General features: G+C 72.7%; 4 protein-coding genes. All 4 read left to right on the top strand.

The window, feature by feature from the left end; genetic code table 11:
* The first annotated feature begins 47 nt into the window (after positions 1 to 47).
* On the top strand, positions 48 to 455 hold the full coding sequence (locus G6R24_RS21025) for a hypothetical protein (RefSeq protein WP_163550847.1): 408 nt from the start codon (positions 48 to 50) through the stop codon (positions 453 to 455).
* Positions 456 to 503: 48 nt separating this feature from the next.
* On the top strand, positions 504 to 758 hold the full coding sequence (locus tag G6R24_RS21020) for a hypothetical protein (protein WP_163550846.1): 255 nt from the start codon (positions 504 to 506) through the stop codon (positions 756 to 758).
* A gap of 26 nt (positions 759 to 784) precedes the next feature.
* Complete coding sequence (locus tag G6R24_RS21015; protein WP_163550845.1) at positions 785 to 955, top strand: hypothetical protein; 171 nt, start codon at positions 785 to 787, stop codon at positions 953 to 955.
* Positions 956 to 1,044: 89 nt separating this feature from the next.
* Positions 1,045 to 1,218: a hypothetical protein gene (locus tag G6R24_RS21010; protein ID WP_163550844.1), complete on the top strand. Its 174-nt coding sequence runs from the start codon at positions 1,045 to 1,047 to the stop codon at positions 1,216 to 1,218.
* The last annotated feature ends 69 nt before the right edge of the window (positions 1,219 to 1,287 follow it).

The raw sequence follows: 1,287 nt of genomic DNA, 5'->3' as shown, positions 1-1,287 counted from the left end.
TAGTTACAGAAAGTCACATTTCGAGAGGTTGAAAGGGGGCCGTCCAAGTGAGCTTGCTGCGCCGCGCCGAGCCCGACCACCGGCGGATCGTCGCCGTCCACGAGGCCGGCCACGTCGTCGCCGGCCGGCAGTACAACCGCCACACCACCTTCCACGCCACGGTGACCGAGAGCGGCCGCGGCTGGCACGGGCGGACCACGGCCACCCGCCGCACCTGGCGCGGCACCGACCTCGAGTTCGTCGTCTTCCTGCTCGCCGGGGCCGCCGCCGCCCGGCTCATCACCGGCTACCCCGGCCTCGACGGCTCGACCGACCTCGCCGACGCCCGCAAGGTCTGCCGCGAGATCGGCATCGACCTGGGCCACGCCGAGAACCTCGCCGCCCAGTTCGCCCGCACCCACCGCCGCCACATCCAACAGGCCGCCGACCGGCTCTACCGCAACGGCCGGATCTGACCAACACACCCACCAACCGTCACACAGTGACAGACAGGAGAGATCGTCATGCCCCGCAGGTACCGCCGCGACGACCGTGACCGCAACGAGGTGCTCGACCCCAAGGGCCGCACCGACCACTGGGGTGAGCCGCTGACCAAGGCCGAGGGCCGGGTCTACGACCTGCGCGACTCCGGCTACAAGGGCTGGGTCGAGTGGAAGGTCGGCGACCGCGTCTCCGACGCCGAGGTTGACGCCCAGATGGGCAAGGGCTTCTCCGCCCGGCTCGCCGCCACCCACGACACCCCGACGACCGACAAGTGAGCCCCACGACGGAAGGAACCCCACCCATGCCCCGCAAGACACCCGCGACCGTGCGCGCCGCGAACAACCGCGCGACCGCCGCCCTGTTCGCCTGCGGCCCCTGCCGCCGCCGCTTCGGCTCGACCGCCGACCTGACCGCCCACGTCGCCGCCGTCCACGGCCAGCTCCCGGCCCGGCCGGTCCAGCGCGCCAGCTAGCTCCGTCCGGGGCGCGGCGCCACTCCGCCAAGAACGTCGCCGCGCCCCGGCCCCCACCACCCAGCAAGGACAGCAAGGGAGTTCCCATCATGGCGCACTACACGTGCCCCGACTGCGGCATCCGCTCGCAGGACGTCCCGACCCAGGCCGAGGCCAACCAGCACCTCGGCACCCACCAGACCTACTTTTGCCGCCCCAAGCCCAAGACCACCCAGCAGCCCACCACCACCCCGCCCGCGGCGACCTCGGGCCGGCGCCGGTGAACGCCCAGCGGCGCGCCCTGGCCGTCGTCGGGGACGCGAACCCGACCAACCGCACCTGCGCCCTGTGCG

Origin of the sequence: Candidatus Frankia nodulisporulans, from assembly GCF_902806475.1 — a bacterium.
Taxonomy (GTDB): Bacteria; Actinomycetota; Actinomycetes; order Frankiales; family Frankiaceae; genus Frankia; species Frankia umida.
This window is presented reverse-complemented; position numbering and strand designations above follow the sequence as displayed.

Bases quoted from the DNA above. Each gene is read 5' to 3' on its own strand.
- G6R24_RS21015 (WP_163550845.1), top strand. From the start codon at position 785: ATGCCCCGCAAGACACCCGCGACCGTGCGCGCCGCGAACAACCGCGCG.
- G6R24_RS21010 (WP_163550844.1), top strand. From the start codon at position 1,045: ATGGCGCACTACACGTGCCCCGACTGCGGCATCCGCTCGCAGGACGTC.
- G6R24_RS21020 (WP_163550846.1), top strand. From the start codon at position 504: ATGCCCCGCAGGTACCGCCGCGACGACCGTGACCGCAACGAGGTGCTC.